At 63.7% G+C, this 18,207-nt stretch carries 9 protein-coding genes and 1 pseudogene; 4 read left to right on the top strand and 6 right to left on the bottom strand.

Features of this window, described 5'->3' with window-relative positions; all coding sequences use genetic code 11:
* Window positions 1–434: 434 nt before the first annotated feature.
* Together HB724_RS00310 and HB724_RS00305 are read right to left on the bottom strand one after the other, a co-directional pair.
* The gene (locus HB724_RS00310; protein WP_213978901.1) at window positions 435–1,298 is read right to left on the bottom strand and encodes an alpha/beta hydrolase; all 864 of its coding nucleotides are present in this window, start codon (window positions 1,296–1,298) and stop codon (window positions 435–437) included.
* Window positions 1,299–1,946: 648 nt separating this feature from the next.
* On the bottom strand, window positions 1,947–3,386 hold the full coding sequence (locus HB724_RS00305; RefSeq protein ID WP_256731208.1) for an efflux transporter outer membrane subunit: 1,440 nt from the start codon (window positions 3,384–3,386) through the stop codon (window positions 1,947–1,949).
* A 91-nt stretch (window positions 3,387–3,477) separates the two neighbouring features.
* Here HB724_RS00305 and HB724_RS00300 point away from each other — a divergent pair, with 91 nt between their 5' ends.
* From HB724_RS00300 to HB724_RS00290, 3 genes are all read left to right on the top strand, one after another.
* Complete coding sequence (locus HB724_RS00300; RefSeq protein ID WP_213978900.1) at window positions 3,478–4,110, top strand: TetR/AcrR family transcriptional regulator; 633 nt, start codon at window positions 3,478–3,480, stop codon at window positions 4,108–4,110.
* Between the two features lie 92 nt (window positions 4,111–4,202).
* Window positions 4,203–5,276, top strand: a complete 1,074-nt coding sequence (locus HB724_RS00295; protein WP_346344628.1) for an efflux RND transporter periplasmic adaptor subunit — start codon at window positions 4,203–4,205, stop codon at window positions 5,274–5,276.
* Entirely contained in the window at window positions 5,273–8,323 is a 3,051-nt protein-coding gene (locus HB724_RS00290; protein ID WP_213978899.1) for an efflux RND transporter permease subunit, read from the top strand. Before HB724_RS00295 ends, HB724_RS00290 begins: the two co-directional genes overlap by 4 nt.
* A 50-nt stretch (window positions 8,324–8,373) precedes the next feature.
* Here the strand turns inward: HB724_RS00290 and HB724_RS00285 are convergent.
* The 3 genes and pseudogenes from HB724_RS00285 to HB724_RS00275 form a co-directional block, all read right to left on the bottom strand.
* Window positions 8,374–8,490, bottom strand: a pseudogene (locus HB724_RS00285) (IS5/IS1182 family transposase); the annotation flags it as partial.
* Between the two features lie 176 nt (window positions 8,491–8,666).
* A complete protein-coding gene (locus HB724_RS00280; protein ID WP_213978898.1) occupies window positions 8,667–13,157 on the bottom strand; it encodes a hypothetical protein in 4,491 nt (1,496 codons plus the stop codon).
* On the bottom strand, window positions 13,136–13,384 hold the full coding sequence (locus HB724_RS00275; RefSeq protein WP_213978897.1) for a hypothetical protein: 249 nt from the start codon (window positions 13,382–13,384) through the stop codon (window positions 13,136–13,138). The genes HB724_RS00280 and HB724_RS00275 overlap by 22 nt, the downstream gene beginning before the upstream one ends.
* 169 nt (window positions 13,385–13,553) lie before the next feature.
* On the opposite strand from HB724_RS00275, the gene HB724_RS00270 reads away from it, so the two are divergent.
* Window positions 13,554–17,360, top strand: a complete 3,807-nt coding sequence (locus HB724_RS00270) for an SIR2 family protein (RefSeq protein ID WP_213978896.1) — start codon at window positions 13,554–13,556, stop codon at window positions 17,358–17,360.
* Here the strand turns inward: HB724_RS00270 and HB724_RS00265 are convergent.
* The gene (locus HB724_RS00265; RefSeq protein WP_213978895.1) at window positions 17,338–18,204 is read right to left on the bottom strand and encodes a CoiA-like domain protein; all 867 of its coding nucleotides are present in this window, start codon (window positions 18,202–18,204) and stop codon (window positions 17,338–17,340) included. The genes HB724_RS00270 and HB724_RS00265 overlap by 23 nt on opposite strands.
* Between the last annotated feature and the right edge of the window lie 3 nt (window positions 18,205–18,207).

Here is an 18,207-nt window from a genome sequence, read left to right as displayed (position 1 = left end):
TTCTCCTACGGACCTGATTGCTGCCAAAGCGGCGCGAAAGTCGTTGGGCGCCGGCCGGTGGGGCGCAGGCGTGAGGGCGACGGTTGAAGCAGTGCTGTCCATCGTCGTTCAGAGGTATTCGGTCTCCTCCGGATAGCGGGCGTTCGACGGAAGGCTGGCCGCTCCGGGCCGGTGTTCGAGAGTCTATGAAATGCCAGAACTTCACACACCCACCTCGCCCAATCGTACCACCAGATTGTGGGACCAAAGCTGGAGCGTACTGCCTGAACATCGATAGGTGTCGGATCGCCCGCAAGCTTTGGGCTAAAGGGACAAGAAGCCGAACACGAAGTTCTCGGCTCGGTGATTTCGACAATGCCGGGCCGTCGCGCGAAACTCTTCCATGCGTGAGGGCTGGCGCCGTGGCTGGCGCCAGCCCTTTTTCGTGCGGTTATTCAGCGGGACAGATGCTCGCGAATGCCGTCGGCGACCTGCTGCAGTGCCGCTTCGGTGGTCGGCACATGCCGCAGCGCGTTTAGCGCCACGAAGTCGTGGATCGTGCCGTTGTAGCGCATCGCCGCCACCTCGACGCCGGCACCCATCAGCTTGTGGGCATAGGCTTCCCCCTCGTCGCGGAGCGGATCATTCTCGGCGGTGATCACGAGCGCGGGCGGCAGCCCCTTCAGTTCCGCGTCGCCGGCCCGCAGCGGCGAGACATAAGGATTGTTGCGCGCATCGGCGTCGGGAGCATAGAGATCCCAGCCATATTTCATGAAGGCGCGCGCCAGGAAGAAGCCGCTGGCGAACGCATGATAGGATGCAGTGTCGACGCTCGCATCCGTCGCCGGGATCAGCAGCACTTGGTAGCTGATCTTGGGGCCATTGCGATCCTTCGCCATCAGCGCGATCGCCGCAGTCATGTTGCCGCCCACCGAATTGCCGGCGACCGCGATGCGGCTGCCGTCGGCGCCGATCTCGGCGCCGATCTCGGCGCCATGTTCATGCACCCATTTCAGCGCGGCATAGGATTCCTCCAGTTGCGTGGGAAACTTGGCCTGCGGCAGGGGCGTGTATTCGACGAACACGCCGATCTGTCCCGACTTGACGACCAGGTCGCGCAGCAGCCGCTGGTGGTTGGCGAAGTTACCGATGATCCATACGCCGCCATGAATGAACAGCAGCACGCCCGGCTTGCCAGTCACCTGCTCGGGCTTCATGATGTAAATCTCCACCGTGCGGCCGTCCTGTGTGATCGTCCGCTCGGTGGTGGTGACGCCCGACATGTCGACCGGAGTCTGGTTTTGCAGGGCCTTCAGCACTTCCTGCGGCTTGGGCTGCGGCAGTTCCCAGAACGGGCTGGGATCCTTTTCACTTCCGTCAGAAAGGCGCGCACCTGCGGGTCGAGGTGCGAGTCATTGGCAATGTCCTGGGCGAGTGCAGTCTCGGTCATGGTCATTACTCCTGCGAAGATGGTGGTGAGCTTCAGAAGGCGTGCAGTGGTTCGGTGGGTGTTGCGCTGCGTGGGACCACCGGTCCGGCTATTTGGCTTCGTCACTGTCGGTCTCCTTCGTGGCAGTTGGCGTCCGGCATCCCCCGGACGTTGGGCGCACCTCCCCGACGGGGGCGGCGGGACCGCCCCCTTGGAGTCGATGATACTGGTGTTCCGGCGGGGCTCGTGCCCAGGGCGATCAGTTAGCTGCCGATGCGCCGCTGACGTCGCGCGGACCTCCGATTGAAGGGCAGCGGTATGTCGGCAGGCTTGAGCATCGTTGTCCCTTGCTCCTCTTGCCGATCCGTTCCATCGACTTGGACTGCAGGCTCCGGCGGCATGCCGCGGTCGCATGTCCGATGGTCATGCGAGGACATGCAGATCGGTCTGTTTATATTAATCGATAGTGGAATGTTATTTATTCTATTCTTGAGATTTATCTTTCATACTTAGGTTTTACATCCGGGGGACGTGCCCGCTACCCCTGCCAACCACCGCCCAAAGCTCGGAAGGACGCAATTGCCGCACGCACCGCGTCCGATTGGGCGCTGACGCGCGCATCCCGGGCTTGAAGCAGGCGGCCGGTGGATTGCAGCACGTCGACACGGCTTACGACGCCGCGCGCCTGGGCCGTCCGCACGCTCTGCCGCCGCCGGTCGAGCGAATCCTCGCTCGACTGCAGCAATCGCGCCTGGGCCTGGCTCTTGGCGAGGGACGTGAACGCATTCTCGACATCCGCAGTCGCCTGCAGCACCGTCTGGCGATACGCCGCCAGCGCTTCGGCATGGCGCCCGCGCGCAGCCGCGACTTCGGAATCGACGCGGCCGAAATCGAACAGCCGCCAGCGCACGCCCGCGATCGCCTGTGCCTGCGCTGCACCGGAGCCGAACATGCTCGCCGCGGACGTGCTCGAAAAGCCGAGTAGCGCCGATATCGAGAAATGCGGATAATATTCGGCAAGCGCCGTGCCGATCCGCGCATTGGCAGCGGCAAGCCTGCGCTCGGCGATGATGATGTCCGGCCGCCGACGGAGCAGGCTGGCCGGGCCGTCCGCACTCGCGATCGCAGGTGGAGCGGGAATGGGGGAAGGTGCGGCAAGCGGGGCGTGCCAGCTTCCCGGCGTGACGCCCATCAGCACTTCGAGGGCGTTGGTCGCCGATTCGAGCGCCGATTCGAGCGTCGGCACCTGTGCCTCGACGGTCGTACAGGCACTCTCGGCTTCGTGCAGGCCGACTTTGGCGAGAATGCCACGCGCATATTGCAGGCGGGCGAGGCCCAGCAATTGGCGCTGCGTCTCGGCCTGTTCGCGGGCAACCGCCAGCCGCGCCTGCAGCGTGCGCAACAGGATGTAGGTGTCGGCCGCTTCGGCGACCACGGCGACGCGCGCAGCTGCCGCGCCGGCATCGGCGGCCTGATAGTCCGCGAGCGCCGCCTGCTGGCCGCGCCGCAGCCCGCCGAAGACATCTGCCTCCCAGCTAGCGCCGGCATCGGCGTCGTAAAGATTGCCGTCACGGTTGACGCCCAGGGCTTGCTGGATTCGCCCTGTGGGTGTCTCCACCGACTGATGGGCAGTCGCCGCCGAGGCATTGAACTCGCCGCTCGGCAGCAGTGCGGCACGGGCGATCCCCGCAGCGGCGCGCGCCTGGCGGACACGAGCGACGGCTTGCGCGAGATCGAGATTCTCGGCGAGCGCCTGGTTCACCACCTTGTCGAGCATCGGGTCGTCGAACGCGCGCCACCACGTGGAGAGATCGGCTGCAGGCGCCGCTGCGGGCGGCAGGCTGGCGGTGGCGCGGAAGCTGGCGGCCATTTGGGGGTGCGGCGGCGCATAGTCCGGACCGACCGCGCAACCGCCCAGGACAATGCCGGCAGCGAACATCGTGGTGAAACGGATCGGGCGTGCCTGAAGGTTCGGCATGCAGGCTTCCTCAGTGAACTTGCGGAACTAGTGACGAAATCTCATAATCGTAACATTCCGTCAATCGGGAAATTGGTGTAAGAAAAAATCCATGGACAGTGTTACTGACGGGAAGCGGCCTCCGAAGAGGGCCGGCCAACGCGGGCCGGTCGAGCATGAACGGCGCGAGCAGATCATCCGCGCGGCCGAGCAGCACATTCACCAGGTCGGCTATCGTCGTACCTCGGTGGTGGATCTCGCGCGGGCGATCGGCTTCTCGACGGCCTATATCTACAAGTTCTTCGATTCGAAGCGTGCGATCGGCGAGGCGATCTGCGCCATGACGCTTCGCGGGATCGACGATGCGCTCTGGGCGATCGCCGAAGGGCCCGGCTCCGCCGAGTCGCGCCTCGGGCAGATCTACAGGGCCTTGGCCGAGCAGGGGCGCGCCCTGTTCTTCAATGAGCACCAGCTTCATGAAATCACGCTGGTCGCCGTGGAGGAGAATTGGAGTTCGATCGGCGAGCATCTCGATGCGCTGAGGCAGATTATCCGCCGCATCGTGCTCGATGGGCGCGAGGCCGGCGAATTCGAGCGCAAGACGCCGATCGACGAGGTGTGCGGCACCATCCTCCAGACGATGGCGCCTTTTTCCCATCCGGCGCTTCTCCAAACCCGGCTGGATCATCTGGAAGAGGCTGCCGGGGCGATGGCGCGGCTGGTGCTGCGCAGCTTGGCCCCTTGATTCGAATACCCCAGGAGTGACGGATTGACAGAATCGTCACGTGGTGACAGATGGAAAAAATCGTCACTCGTTGGGGTAGCTTCATGCCTGGTGTGCCTTCTTCGTCGCGGTTCGGAACCGCGATGCTCGTCGTGCTGCTCGCCGGTTGCAGCGGGACCGCCGAGCGCGATCCGCGTACCGAGGCGCCGCTGGTGCAGATCGCGACCGTGCGGCCAGCCGTCGAAGCCACGCGCAGCTTCACGGGCGTCGTTGCCGCACGCGTGCAGAGCGATCTGGGTTTCCGGGTCGGCGGCAAGGTCGTCGAGCGGCTGGTGAACGTGGGAGACCGCGTCCGCCGTGGCCAGCCCCTCATGCGCATCGATCCAACCGACCTCGGATTGGCGGTTGCCGTACAACAGGAGACCGTTTCCGCAGCCCGGGCCCGGGCGGTTCAGGCGGCCGCCGAAGAGAAGCGGCTGCGCGGGCTCGACAAGGAGGGCGCCATCTCGGCCCAGGCCTATGACCAGGCAAGGGCCGCCGCCGACAGCGCACAGGCCCAGCTTGCCGCGGCGGAGGCATCCGCGCGCACGGCCGGCAATGCGCGCGACTATGCCGTGCTGCGCGCCGATGCGGATGGGGTCGTGGTGGATACGCTTGCCGAACCCGGGCAGGTGGTTTCGGCGGGGCAGGCGGTCGTGCGGCTTGCGCAGGACGGGCCGCACGAAGCCTCCGTCAGCTTGCCGGAAACGGTCCGTCCGGCGATCGGCTCGACGGCGACCGCGACGATCGAAGGCGCGTCGGCCGGTTCGCCCGCGCGGCTGCGCCAACTCTCCGCGTCCGCCGATCCCCGCACGCGCACCTTCGACGCGCGCTATGTGCTGAGCGGCGAGGCCGCGCGGGCGCCGTTGGGCCAGACCGTCAACGTCGCGCTCTCGGCAGCGCGCGACGACGGCGTGGTCGTGCCCCTGGGGGCGCTGCATGATTCAGGCTCGGGCCCGGGGGTCTGGGTGCTGCCGTCGGGAGGCAGCCAGGTCCAGTGGCGTCGCGTGCGCGTCGCCCGGCTCGATGCCGAAACCGCCGTGGTGGTTGCCGGCCTGCGCGCGAACGAGCGGGTGGTAGGGCTCGGCGCGGACCAGCTTCATGCCGGCGAGACCGTCCGCGTCCATACCGCGGAAGCCGCGCGATGAGCGGCTTCAACCTGTCCGCACTTGCCGTGCGCGAGCGGGCGGTCACGCTATTCGTACTGATCATCGTGATCGTTGCCGGCGCGCTTTCCTTTCTGAACCTGGGCCGCGCCGAGGATCCGACATTCACGGTAAAGGTGCTGACCGTGACGGCGGCATGGCCCGGCGCGACCGCGCAGGAAATGCAGGATCTGGTCGCGGAGCCGCTCGAAAAGCGCCTCCAGGAGCTGGAATATTACGACCGGGTGGAGGCCTTCACCCGGCCCGGCCTCGCCTTTCTCACCCTCACGCTCAAGGATTCGACGCCCGCCAAGGCGGTGCCCGATCAATTCTACCAGGCGCGCAAGAAGCTGGGAGACGAAGCCGCGCACTTGCCGCAGGGCACGCTTGGCCCCTTCATCAACGACGAATATTCGGACACCGATTTCGCGCTGTATGCGGTCAAGGCCAAGGGAATGCCGCCGCGCGAGCTCGCCCGCTACGCCGAGATGCTGCGCCAGCGGCTGCTGCATGTGCCCGGCGTCAAGAAGATCGACCTGATCGGCGAGCAGCCGGAGCGCATCTTCGTTGATTTCTCCTTCCCGAAGCTGGCGACGCTGGGCGTGCCGGTCGGCGACGTGCTGGCTTCGCTCGCGCGGCAGAACATCGTGGCGCCGGCGGGCTCGGTCGAGACGGCGGGGCCGCGCGTGTTCGTCCGGCTCGACAGCGCCTATTCGGACCTCGACCAGATCCGCGCCACGCCGATCGTGGCCGGCGGCCGCACGCTGCGCCTTTCCGACATCGCAACGGTCTCGCGCGGCTATGAGAACCCGCCCACTTTCCTGATCCGCAATGGCGGCGAGCCCACGATCCTCCTCGGCATCGTGATGCGCGACGGCTGGAACGGCCTCTCGCTCGGCAAGGCGCTGGAGGGCGAAGAACGGGCGATCATGCGTGACCTGCCGCTGGGCCTGCAACTCAGCAAGGTCTCCGACCAGGCAGTGAACATCGACGAAGCGGTCGGCGAGTTCATGCTGAAGTTCTTCGTGGCGCTTGCCGTGGTGATGGTGGTGAGCCTGGTCAGCCTCGGCTGGCGCGTGGGCATCGTCGTGGCCGCCGCCGTGCCGCTCACGCTCGCCGCGGTGTTCGTGGTGATGGAGGCGACCGGCCGCGTGTTCGACCGGATCACGCTCGGCGCGCTGATCCTGGCGCTCGGCCTGCTCGTCGACGATGCCATCATCGCCATCGAGATGATGGTGGTGAAGATGGAAGAAGGCTGGGAGCGCACCAGGGCAGCGGCCCATGCCTGGACCTCCACCGCCGCGCCGATGCTGGCGGGCACCTTGGTGACGATCATCGGGCTGATGCCGGTGGGGTTCGCCAAGTCGAGCTCGGGCGAATATGCCGGCAACATCTTCTGGGTGGTCGGTTTCGCGCTGATCGTGTCATGGATCGTGGCGGTCACCTTCACGCCCTATCTCGGCGTCCGGCTGCTCCCGGCCATCGAGCCGGTGCCGGGCGGCCACGCGGCGATCTATTCCACGCCGCGTTATGAGCGATTCCGCGCGATCGTCCGCCGGGCCATCACCCGCAAGTGGTTCGCGGCGGGTGCCGTGGTGGCGGCGTTCCTGCTCTCGGTGCTGGGCATGGGACTGGTGAAGCAGCAGTTCTTTCCGGTTTCCGAGCGGCCCGAGCTGATAACCGAAATCTACATGCCCGAGGGCAGCAGCATCGAGGCGACCGATGCGGCGACGCGCAAGGTGGAGACCTGGCTGCGGACACAGCCCGAAACGAAGGTGGTGACCAGTTATGTGGGCCAGGGCGCCCCACGCTTTTTCCTGTCGCTCAGCCCCGAGCTGCCCGATCCGGCATTCGCCAAGATCATCATTCTGACGCCGGACGCAAAGGCGCGCGATACGCTCAAGGCGCGGCTGCGCGCGCGCATTGCCGGTGGCCTGGCGCCCGAAGCGCGCGTGCGGGTAACGCAGCTCCTGTTCGGCCCGCCGGTGCCCTATCCGGTGACGTTCCGCGTCGGCGGCCCCAATCCCGATCGCCTGCGCGCGATCGCCGGCCAGGTGGCCGACGTGATGCGCGCTGATCCAAACATGCGCCAGGTCAACACCGACTGGGGCGACCGCGTGCCGACCGCGCATTTCGTGCTCGACCAGGCGCGGCTGCGGGCGATCGGTCTCGACCCGCAGTCGGCGGCGCAGCAACTCCAGCTCCTGCTGAGCGGCGTACCGGTGACGCAGGTGCGCGAGGACATCCGAACGGTGGAGATCGAAGCGCGCGCCGTGGGCGCACAGCGCCTGGATCCCGCGCGCCTCGCCGACCTGTCACTGGCAACCACGGACGGGCGAAGCGTGCCGCTCGATCAGATCGGCCGTGTCGAATACCGGCCCGAAGCGCCGATCCTCAAGCGCCGCGACCGCGTGCCGACCATCACCGTGCGCGGCGACATCGACGAACGTCTCCAGCCCGCCGAAGTGAGCGCGCAGGTGGAAAAGGCATTGGCGCCGATCCGCGCCGCGCTCCCGCAGGGGTACAGCATCGACACCGGCGGCGCGGTGGAGGAGGCCGCCAAGGCCAATGTGGCGTTGGGGGCGGTGTTCCCGATGATGATCGTGCTGATGCTTGCGGTGATCATGCTGCAGGTCCGCTCCTTTGCGGCAATGGCGATGGTGTTCCTGACGGCGCCGCTGGGGCTGGTGGGCGCGGTCCCCGCGCTGCTGCTGTTCCAGCAGCCCTTCGGGTTCAATGCGATCCTGGGGATGATTGGCCTCGGCGGCATCCTGATGCGCAACACGCTGATCCTGATCGGCCAGATCCACGACAACCAGAAGGCCGGGCTCTCCACCCATGACGCGATCGTCGAGGCAACGGTGCAACGGGCGCGGCCCGTGCTGCTGACCGCGCTTGCGGCCGTACTCGCCTTCATCCCGCTGACGACATCCAGCTTCTGGGGGCCGATGGCCTTCGTGCTGATCGGCGGCACTGCGATCGGCACGGTACTGACATTGCTCTTCCTGCCGGCGCTCTACGCCATCTGGTTCCGCGTGGCTGGGAACTAGCGATCTCGTCCGGGCGGCACCATGACGCGAGTCAATGGCGCTGTCCGCCTGAAAATGATCCCGCTCAGCACGCGCCGATCGTCCACCCTCGGCCTGCCATGGCTCTTCGGAAAATACGGCTCGAGCCGCGCCATCTGCTCGTCCGTCAGCCAGTACAGGTCGCTCACATTCGGTCCCCTCGCGGAGCCTGAATCAGATCGCGCCTCTCACATCAATGGGTCCTGACCCTAGATGAATGTCGTGCGCGGCGCATTAGGTCTAGCTGCTCCCCTGCGAGCGCGGGAAAACCAAGACGATTGATGAACCGCGGACCGGCGGCGATCCAGCATGGAAGGACGCTTGCTTACCCGCGGCGGCGTGCCTCTTCGGGAACGTGGTCCTCCTTCCACACCTCGTTACGCGCGCCATTGACTTGCAGCCACATGAGACCATTCCAACGACGGCTCGGCCCAGCGTTCTCGTTGAGATCGGGCCAAGCAGTTCGTTCGCCAATTCCGACCCAAAGCGGCGCTACGCCCATCTCTTGGAGTGCATCGAGAAGCGGCGCTCGTCGGACAAGGCAGTAGGCATTGCTTTCGCTACGATTGGACACGATCATCGCAACACCAGCCGGATCTCTATATACGCCCGGCACCCGAGAATCCGCCGACGCGCGTAGGGCCCGCAGGAGCCAAGGGTTGGGAAGCCGCAGCATGAGACCTTCCGGCAGTGACCCATCTAGATGCCATTCCCAATGATATCCGCGTGTAAATGACAGATAGCTGAAGGCTCCCCGTTGCCATTCCTCCTTTTCGACCCACTCCCGGTCGGGCCAAGTGCTGCGATTACCAACCTCATAGAGATAAGGGCCATCGGTCAGATCGCCGCCAAGCCAGTCGTGGAAATCGACTTTCGTTTCACGGACACTCCTACGAAATGCGGCGCGCTCGCTGACGGGAACACCGATCATCTTGAGGAAATGGAAGTCGTCTTGTCTGAACGGCGCGCCCGTAAAGCGACTCTTCGGTGTGTAGTCCAGCTTGACAGAGCTGTAGCGGTAGAGCGTTAGCCACTCGCCGTCCTGCTCGACATCTCCACACAGACCTAAGCGTAGCCTGTCTCCCGGAACGGTCTCCTCGAAGACCCACTCCCTCATCTCTTGGATCGGAACTTCGCGAATTTTCAGCCGAGGCACCTGCGGGAGGCGTTCGCCTATACTCGCCTTGGTGACGCGATCTGCTGGGGGGGCGGTCGGATCGATGTCGCGCGTGAATTCGAGGTCGCGCGGATTGTCATAGTCATGGGCGTCGCCATCCGCCCATTCCTCGGCGAGCCAGAAGCGGTCCGTTAGCCTAGCCAGAAGCTCTTGGTATGCAATCCACTGATACTTCTTGCCGATCCGCTCGGTCCGGGACGCACGCGAGCGATCATCTCCTTGCGATCCATCCCTTGGGAACAGTTTGCTCGTCCAGCCAAACCTCAACGCCCGGCGAGCGACCCATAGTTTTGCCTGCTCGGCATCAATGCGAGGAAGCTGGAGTTCGCCGACCTGCCATCCCTTTTCGCCGCGGAGATGAGGTTTCACATCGGTTCGATATCGACGGCGTGCTGCTTTGGGCAATTCCCCGAGCAGAAACGTCTCTACCTCGGTAATGCCGCTATTGATCTCGGCGAGATGCTCGCTCGTGAGATTTGCCCCCTGTCGTTCGTAGTAGAATTCGAGCAATTGGAGGAGTGTCGATCTAGTTTCATCACCGGATACATAATGTTCCCGAAACTCTTCGAATGCCTCCTCGTGCGTCCGTGGACGGCGTTTGGATAGTCTTACAGTCGTGAAATCGCTCGTCCGGCTCTTGATGATATAGCGTCCGAAGTCGCCGCCCCAGCCGGCACATGAGGAAAAGATGGAATAGTCACCGACTACCTTCGCCTCGGCCTCAATCGCAGCAGCGTCCAGCCCAAATCCCGGCGCCGTCGAGCCATAGGGTGGTCGACACCTCACCAAATCACAGTCCGGCGGGAGGACGCCATGATCAGATGCGAGTTCTATTACGAGTCGGGCATAATCCCGTAGAAGCAGGTGAGGTCGCGGAGTTCCCGCCGCGAAGATGTTGCTCCAAATGGCTTTGGCGGCGATGTCGAGGCGGGCAGGGACGGGATCTCTCAGGCACGCTCCCGCGACGGCGGCAACGACGCGCTCAGCGACATACAGATCGTCGACCGTCGCGAACGTCTCCACGAATCCGGGAGCGAGTTCGGGTCGTTCGAGCAGAATCTCGACGGCCGCCTTGGTCCCTCGATCGCGAAGTTTTCCATTGGTGGAGGAAAAGCACCACGCCAAGGCCATTAGCACAAGGCGCAGACTTTCGATCGATGCGAGGGAGCGACCCGGGCCGAAACACCATTCGACGAGCCGTGCCGCCGGGTGTCCGGATTGGGAGTAGGCGGGATTGATATGGACCGTCCAGAAGGAGTCCCTGGTCGCCAGCGGAATCCGGGCTAGAATCTCGTGGAGACGCACGCCATTGAGCGGATGGTCCGGTATTGGCGATAGCTCGAGCAAAAGATCGAGCGCTTGGACCTCGCCCTGCAGGCTATCCAGTAGCTCATCCGACCGATCGCTAAATGCGCTCGGCGTTCGCCATCGAACGCTCTCGACAAAAGCATCCTCAACAGCAGCATCATGCCACCATTTGTCAAAGCCGCCCGGCAGGCAGTCAACTAGCTCGATCTGCCACCGGTCCGCGAATTCGATGGTCAACGCCTGAAACACGCCAACCCAGTCATATTCTATGCCGTATTTCGTCAGGACGAAAGCTAACGGCCCGCCCTCGGCGAACAGCTCGTTCGGCCCCTGCGCGGTCTCAAGAAGCGACTGGGCGGTTAGATGATCTTGGAATCGTTGGAAGCCGAACCGGAAGACATCGGTCGAGACGGCGAGCGGATCGTCATCGATCATGCCCGGGTCGGAGCGGATCAATCCCTGCCGACGCAGCACGTCCAACCACGTAGAACCGCTCGGTCGCTCATATGTTTGAAAGGCCTGGTCAACGATCCTCGATGCCTCTTGGCGTTCGATGTGATCGGCTCGGTTCCGGGCCATCGCCGCCGCCAATTCCAGCATCGCCTGGCGGAGTGGCCCGCGAAGTTCGTCGGATCCGTCGTAAGTCGTGCCGAGATGTCTGGTGGCGGTATTCAGATAAAAGCTAATCAGCTCGCGCGTGCCGCGCAGGCCTGGCGGAAAGCTCGTCCGCCGTTCGGCCTGCAAAGCGACGCAAGCGGTACGCAGGAAGAGAGGGTTGGCGAACTCCGGTGAGGGCCACGGCGTCGAAGGACGGAGGATGCCGCGCCGATCCATATAAACCTGCGCGGCTCGCTCTTGCTCCTCTATCGTCGCGAAGCCGCGCAAAACGATCTCGACGGCTGCTTCCCGGGCCCTCGGGGTGATGACATAATCGATATATTCAGTCCGGCACGACACGCAGATTGCCAGACGATCCCGTTTGAGCACGGTCTCGACAAACCCGGCGAGACGTTCGCGCCAAAGAGAGGCGCCCGCGCCCTCGTTCACCGCATCGAGGACGAAGAGCGCGCGCGATCCTCGCGCCTCGGCGGCGGCATCCATCATGCCGAGAAAGGTTTCGAATGTGGTTTCCAACCCCAGTCGCCGAACCAGTTGGGTGCCTGGTGCTTCCGTGCTCAGGAAATCTGTTCCGAGCAGCATGATGGCCGGTTCCTCGGTTTCCAGAGCCGATGCGGTTTCAGAAGCAAGGAAATGGGACTTGCCGGTACCTGCTCGGCCAAACAGGAAAACGCAGCGCTGTGCATCCGCGTGCTGGCATCGTGATTTCAGCCCTTCCTCTAAATCGTCGATCGTTTCCCAGAGCCGCTGCAATCGGCCTCGAATGTAGCCATGGCGGTCGGCAGCGGCTCCACCACGGGTACCGCCCGGACCACCACGCTCGATGGGCGCATCGCGGTCCAACACGTCCATCGCCGCGCGAATATGCCGAGTGACGTCCGCGACATCGGCGAGACAATCGGTGATGGGTACGGGCTGGTCGTGCGGTAGGTCGAACTCTTCCTTCCGCGTGAGCAAAGGTTGAAGAGCTATTTCGAGCGAAGTGAATGCCGCGCTGATGGGGGCTGGAAGGCTCGACGCGTCAATACCGCCATTTTCCTGAACCGCTTCAAAAGCGTCCGCCAGCTTTCTACGCCAGCGGGGCGTCCGGCGAAGACCATCGAAGACCTCGCTCACCTCGATCTCGACATGGTCATCGGGGTGGAAACGCTCGTCCAACATCGCGACGGTCTGTTCGAAGCGCGCCTTGAACCATGCGGCCGTCAGGCTCGTCTCATTGAACCAGTAATCGCGGAGCCCGACGGCAGCAGGGGCCGTCAGTCGCTGCTCAATTTCGGATGCGCCCCAAAGCTCAAACACGATCTCGCGAGAGTCTGCCGCGGCAGCCGCCAACCATCGACTCCGATGCGCCTCCCAGGCTTCCCAGCCAGTGCGCCCAGTTCGGCCGCCAACCCGGTCGGTAAGATCACAGGCCACCGCGATGTGCATATGGACGAGCCGCGAGTGGGTTCGCATCGCGGTGGCGACCGAGGCATCGATCGCCCCCCAGTCGATCTCCCGCACATGGGTGTGGAATTTCGACTGATATCCGATCTCGTCCCCGTTATGGAGCACCCAATAGGCTTCGATGCCGCCATCGCCTCCAGCGCCGTGGATATGGCGAAATTCGCGCGCCTCCGCAGGGGGATCAGCTCTGCCTAGCTGACGGATCAATGCCTCGAAGGATCCGCGCCAGCCATCAGCCGCCGGCCTCAGCCGCGTGAAATCAAGCATCTTTTTGCGCCATCTTTATTCGATTGGCCGGCGACCATCTGGCTAGCGGGAAGCTCGAAACCCGTCAGCCATCGAGGTGTCATCTTCTCAGGCGTTACCGGTCCAATAAGACCCGTTTCGAGAGTGGCGACGACCGATTGGCCGACGCCCTTGGGTCTATCGACATACACGATGAAATAGGGCTCGCCGGCGTCAATCGCGGCCTCGTTGATGATCGCCTCTGTCAAGAATCCCCCACCGCGCTACAGCGGAACAATCATGGAACAAGCCAGTAAGCCGTTCAAGGGGGGTGCGAGGGGATTTGCCTCCCAATCGGATCCGAGCGCGGCGAGCGCCCAGCGTTTATTACTGGAAATGCGGCCGAAGATTGTGGACGGCAAATACCCCTAGGCCGTAATGATCAGCATGCAGTTCATCCCCGATGGCCCCTCGATTCCCGACGAGTTGCTCGTGGCCCGCGATGCGGGCGATGTCATTTTCTTCTGCGGGGCCGGGGTTTCCCAGCACGAAGCGGGACTACCTAACTTCGAAAGGCTGGGTCGCAACGTCATCGAGATATTGGGCGCTGCCCAGGACAGCCCCGCGCGCGCGTTGCTCAACAAGGCTCTTGAAATGGGCCGCATGGCGGGCGTCGGCGGGTTGCTTGCCACCGATCGTGTCTTTGGGCTCTTGGAACGCGAATTCGAGGTGGCCGATGTGCGCGCTGCCGTTGCCGAAGCCATCACGCCCGCGACCGATGCAGGCCTCGGAGCGCATCGCATCCTCCTTATGCTCGCCACGTCCCGGGCCGGGGTGACACGGCTCGTCACCACCAATTTCGACCTGTTATTCGAGGCCTGCGATCCCAATCTCCCATGTTCGGGGCCGCCTCGACTGCCTGATCCGCACAGCGATCGTGAATTTCGCGGGATCGTGCATCTCCACGGCCGGGTCGACACCGCTTATCGCCAGCCGGCCGATGAAGAATTTGTCGTTTCTAGCGCTGATTTCGGCCGCGCCTATCTCTCTGATGGCTGGGCAACACGCTTTATCCAGTCGCTCCTGTCCCGCTTTCAGATCGTCTTCGTTGGCTACACAGCCGAAGATCCGCCGGTGCAATATCTCTTAGAGGCGCTGAATCTGGAGGCCGGGACCCGCAACCGCCTCTATGCCTTCCAGGACGGCGAGAGCGAGGCCGCCAAGGCGTTATGGGAGCATAAGGGTGTCCAGGCGATCGCCTTCGACAGCAGTAACTGGTTCTCGCCGCTTTGGGATACGCTGGCGGCATGGGCGGAGCGTGCCCGGAACCTAGACGGTTGGTATGACGGCCTTCTTGCCAAGGGGCTCGCCGGACCAGACAGTCTCGACCCGCATAGTCGGGTTCAAATCGCTCAACTCATGACCACTCGCGAAGGCGCGCGGCGATTTGCCACCGCCGACACCCCGTTCGACGCGCGTTGGTTGCTCGTCTTCGACCCGGTGCATCGCTTCGCTAATCCGGACAAGGTCGATCCCTATGTCGAGGAGTCGCCCCAGTTCGATCCTTTCAGCGCCTTGGGGCTGGCCACCGACCCCGTCCCTAATCCCGAAGCGGGCGACGACTATCTGCGCAACCGCAAGGTCCCCACGGATGCGCTCGATGTCTTCGCCCTCAATCGAGGCGACCTGGATGATATGGGCGATGGGACCATGGCAGATTTGCGAGGAAGAAGGGCTCGGGAAATGGTGCCCCTGCCACCGCGCCTCAACAGTATCGGAATTTGGCTACAGCGGATCGCGCACCAGCCCATCGCGCTTTGGTGGGCTGGACATCAGACCGCGCTCCATCCAGAGGTCGTGCGCAGCATCGAAGCATGGCTGCGTCAGGATCCGGCTCGTTTCCCCAATGCCATCCGCCAGCAATGGCGTTGGCTGTTTGCAGCCCGGGCGGATGTGCGGCCCGACACGGATATGGTGCGCTATGACATCGAAGCGCGCGTGGGGCAGGAGGGCTGGTCGGCGTCGCTGCTGCGCACTTATGTCGATCTCTACAAGCCGCAGTTGACCGCCAGCAAAGCCTATGGCGTTCGCCATCCCTTGTTTTGGGACGAGCCTCCTGAAAAGCTGGTTCACTTTGACGTAGAATATCCGCGTCCGCACGACCCCTTGAACATTCCCGACGATCATATCGGTTCCGCGATCAGCCTGCTGCGCGGACATCTCGAACTAGCCGTCTCACTTGAGCGGGAGCTGTCCGGCAACGACTATATCCATTTCGAGCACACGCGGCCCGACGATGATGGGCCGCCGCTCGGCAACGACGAATATGGCATTCGCTGTCCGATCCTCATGTTCATGGGTCTGATGACGCGCCTGCGGGCCTTGGACCCAATAGCCGCGCGCGCCGAGGTATTGCGTTGGCCGGCCGAGGATCCGTATGTCTTTGCTCGTCTTCGCATATGGGCGGCGGCGATGCGCATCATCGATCCGGACGAGGGAGCTGCGATCCTTCTCACGCTATCCGACGAGCTGTTCTGGTCGACCCATCACCAGCGCGATCTGCTGTACGCTATCCGAGACCTATGGCCGGATCTGTCGGCTTCCTCGCGCAGCTCGATCGAGCTGCGCCTGCTGACAACCACCTATCCGTGGAAGGAAGAGGTGCGTGGCGGACCAAGTCGGGCTGAGGCTCATTATCGGTTGAGCCGCCTTCATTGGTTGGTATCGCAAGGGGTGACTTTCGGCTTCGATGTCGAGGCCGAGTTCGCCGCGCTGCGTGCGCTCGACCCGGAATGGACAACGGTGATCGGCGATCACACCGCGGATTCGCATGCGCCCGAGGTGTATCGTATCGAGACCGATACGACGCCGGATGCCATTCTCGATACGCCGATACCGGAAATCCTGAGTGCGGCGCGGGCGGCTGGGGGACGAGCCGATTTCTTCGATCATGTCCAGCGCGAGCCCTTTCGCGGTCTTGCCGAGGAGCGGCCGTTGCGCGCCCTTGCGGCATTGACGTTCGTCGCGCGATCAGGCGAGGTTCCACTCCCCGCCTGGTCAGCGTTTCTATATGCCGAAGCGCGTCTGAAGGACTCGGCACGCATGATCGCGCTGATCAGCGGCCGGCTGCGCCAGCTCCCGCTGCCCTTGCTTCACACTATCGCCGATCCGGTCGCCGACTGGATGCAAAGGATCGGTCACCGTTTATATGGCGATGCGACTACGATCTTGCCCGCACTGTGGGATCGAGTGGTTGCCGCGCTCGCGCTGGATGGTGACGACGCCCCGCATCGGGCTGACGGGAGTTGGGCCGACGACGCGTTGAACGCGCCGACAGGCCGGCTTGCGCGATTACTACTGGACGATCCCATGAAGCGGGATCGTATTGTCGGTGGCGGTTTCCCGGACCAATGGACGACGCGCGCGGACCAACTCCTCGCCTTGCCCGGCGATCGCCGCCGGCATGCCTTGGTGATGCTCGGGGCCCATTATAACTGGTTCTTCAATGTTGACCCGGCCTGGACCGAGCGTGCATTGCTGCCCTCCATTAACGCCGATGACGCCGACGGAGATGCCCTATGGGATGGAATCTTCTGGTCGGCCCGCATGCCGTCGCACGCCCTGTTTGAGCGAATCAAGCCCGGCCTCCTCGCCCGTGCGAAAGCGGGCGAGACGCGGCGCAAAAATAATGAGGTCATTGCCAGTATGCTGCTTGGCGGCTGGGGTGGGGACGCCGCTGCCGCCGAGCCCGAACGCCTCCTGACCGACACGGAGTTGCGCGAAGTGCTGATTCACGCGGATGATGAACTCCGCGGCCAGTTTCTATGGCACCTGGGGCATTGGTCGAATAACACGCAGACACGCTGGCCAGAGCGGCTGGTGCCCTTTCTACGCACGGTGTGGCCAAAGCAGCGTGCGCTCAAAAACCCGAGCGTGTCAGCTCGCCTGGTCGATCTCGCCCTGGGTAGCGGCAATCAGATGCCCGCCGTCGTTTCCGTGATCCTACCGCGCCTTGTACCGGCCCGGTCGACATCGATGCACATGGTGCTGGCCACCAGCAACGCGACTCCGCATCCAGCGCATGAGCATCCGGCGGCACTGCTAGACCTGCTATGGGCCGTGCTTGGCGAGGATGCGCAGCAATGGCCATATAAGATCGAGGATACCCTGGCATTGCTGTCCGAAGACCCCGTGGTCGGATCTGATCCTCGCCTTTCGGAACTCAGACGGCGTCGCCAGCGCTGATGGGATCGTCCGGAACGAGCGGATAGAATCGCGTCGCGATTGCGTGGGCATCCGTTTCCGTAATCACGTCATGGACGAACTTGCGCTTCGAGATGAGGCGGATGCAGCGCAGACCGGACTCGTCATAGGTCTCGAGCCGCACCAGTCGATCATCCCCGAAGTCAATATAGACGGGGCAGGTCGCGTCCAGCCAGGCGCGGCGCGGCCGCACCCAATCATATTGATGATGACCCCGATAAGCCTGTGCCACCTCTGTCTCGATCTCGCCGATGCCGTGGTAAAAGCCGCCACGCATCGTGGCCTTGGTGATCGTCTCATCCGGAAATTCCGCCTGGGCCTCTGAGAGGCGGAAGAAGAGGCCGCGCGCCGCGCCCTGCATTGGACGACTTGCTTTTGACCAAACGAGATCCCGCGCGATCTCGGACGCCGGATCGGGGAGAATGTGGTAGATGTCGAAATTGTCGCGAAAGCCACGCCCGTCGATCACCCAGACCAGATTGCCGTAGAAGGCCTCGCGTGATTGCCGTTCCGCATCGGTCATCGCCGAGTGCTGAATCTCGACGACGATGCCGGTGGGCGTCTTGATGTCGGCGCGGTGAATCTCGCCATCGACTGCGGTATGCGAGATTTCCCGGCATTCGGCGGGGAAAAGGCTTTTCCATGCCCGGTGCCACTCGGTCTCATTCTCCCACCAGAGATCGCAATCCCGGCGTCCGGCATGGGCCCAGTGGTGAAGGATGCGCGGACCACATTTGGCGAGGGTTGCTGCCCCGCAGACGGGACAATCACCCCGTCCCCCAGAAAAAGCCTCACGCCGGGTGCCGTCTACCAGTGCATATTGCATCGT

This window comes from Sphingomonas sp. dw_22 (genome assembly GCF_018449795.1).
Taxonomy (GTDB): Bacteria; Pseudomonadota; Alphaproteobacteria; order Sphingomonadales; family Sphingomonadaceae; genus Sphingomonas.
Note: the sequence above shows the minus strand (reverse complement) of the source record. Positions and strands in the feature narration are given on the sequence as shown.